The sequence below is a fragment of the Mycolicibacterium brisbanense genome (assembly GCF_001570425.1).
GTDB lineage: Bacteria > Actinomycetota > Actinomycetes > Mycobacteriales > Mycobacteriaceae > Mycobacterium > Mycobacterium brisbanense.
On sequence record NZ_BCSX01000008.1, the window covers coordinates 1 to 1,681 of the forward strand.

At 66.7% G+C, this 1,681-nt stretch carries 2 protein-coding genes and 1 pseudogene; all 3 read left to right on the forward strand.

Annotation, left to right across the window (positions count from 1 at the left end; translation table 11 throughout):
• A partial coding sequence (locus RMCB_RS04025; RefSeq protein ID WP_456152456.1) for an NADH-quinone oxidoreductase subunit D-related protein occupies positions 1-734 on the forward strand: 734 nt, incomplete at its 5' end.
• A complete protein-coding gene (gene nuoE / locus RMCB_RS04030) occupies positions 731-1,459 on the forward strand; it encodes an NADH-quinone oxidoreductase subunit NuoE (protein WP_062827750.1) in 729 nt (242 codons plus the stop codon). The genes RMCB_RS04025 and nuoE, both read left to right, overlap by 4 nt.
• Positions 1,456-1,681 (forward strand): annotated as a pseudogene (locus RMCB_RS04035) (NADH-quinone oxidoreductase subunit F); the annotation flags it as partial. The gene nuoE and the pseudogene RMCB_RS04035, both read left to right, overlap by 4 nt.

The window sequence follows — 1,681 nt, forward strand, 5'->3', positions numbered from 1 at the left end:
ACGCGATCGGCCAACTGCACGCGTTGATGGAGCTGCTGCCGAAACGGTTGGGCGACTTGGAGGATCTGCTCAACGAGAACTACATCTGGAAGGCCCGCACGGTCGGCGTCGGCTATCTCGACCTCACCGGGTGCATCGCCCTGGGCATCACCGGCCCCGTGCTGCGGTCCACCGGGCTGCCGCACGACCTGCGCAAGACCCAACCGTATTGCGGTTACGAGAACTACGAATTCGACGTCATCACCGATGACCGGTGTGATTCCTACGGTCGCTACATCATTCGCGTCAAGGAGATGCGCGAGTCGCTGAAGATCGTCCAGCAATGCATCGAAAGGCTAGACCGGCTGTCCTCAGAACCGGTGATGATCAGCGACAAGAAACTCGCCTGGCCCGCCGATCTCAAAATCGGGCCCGACGGGCTGGGTAACTCCCCCGAACACATCGCCAAGATCATGGGCCACTCGATGGAGGGCCTCATCCACCACTTCAAGCTCGTCACCGAAGGTATCCGGGTACCGGCCGGGCAGGTCTATGTGGCAGTGGAGTCGCCGCGCGGGGAGCTCGGCGTGCACATGGTCTCCGACGGCGGCACCCGGCCCTACCGGGTGCACTACCGCGACCCGTCATTCACCAATCTGCAAGCGGTGGCAGCGATGTGCGAAGGCGGCATGGTCGCCGACGCGATCGCCGCAGTGGCGTCGATCGATCCGGTCATGGGCGGAGTGGACAGGTGAGCGAAGTTTTCCTGGAACTCGGGCAACGGCCCGACGAAGCGGGCCCGCCGATCAACGGGCCCGCGGCATATCCCGACGACGTCACCGACCGGCTCACCGCCGACGCGCAACGCATCACCGCCCGCTACCCCGACGCACGCTCGGCCCTGCTACCCCTGCTGCACCTGGTGCAGTCCGAGGACGGCTGCCTCACGCCCGCCGGAATCCGGTTCTGCGCCCAGCGACTCGACCTGACCGATGCCGAGGTCACGGCGGTGGCAACGTTCTACTCGATGTACCGGCGCACCCCGACGGGTGACTACCTGGTGGGCGTGTGCACCAACACGTTGTGCGCGATCATGGGCGGGGACGCCATTCTCGATGCGCTGCAGGAGCATCTGGACATCCACGCGGGGCAGACCACCGCGGACGGTCGCGTCACGCTCGAGCACATCGAGTGCAACGCGGCGTGCGACTACGCGCCCGTCGTCATGGTCAACTGGGAGTTCTTCGACAACCAAACCCCCTCCTCGGCACGCGATCTGGTCGACGGGCTGCGTAGTGGCAATCCACCCGATCCCACCCGCGGCGCGCCGCTGTGCACCTTCCGCGAGACCGCCCGCACCTTGGCCGGGCTCACCGACCCACACGTACCGGGCGGCGCACCCGGCGCGGCCACCCTCGCAGGGCTGCACCAGGCACGCGAACTCGGGATGTCCGCGGATCCCGATGGGGCAAGCGCATGACTCCGCTGACACCCGTGCTGAGCCGGTTCTGGGACGAACCCGAACCGTGGACGATGCAGACCTACCGCCGCCACGACGGCTACCGGGCGCTGGAGCGGGCGTTGGCGATGCCCCCCGACGATGTGATTGCGCTGGTCAAGGATTCGGGTCTGCGTGGCCGTGGTGGTGCCGGTTTCCCGACGGGCACGAAGTGGTCGTTCATCCCGCAGGGCACCGAGGGCG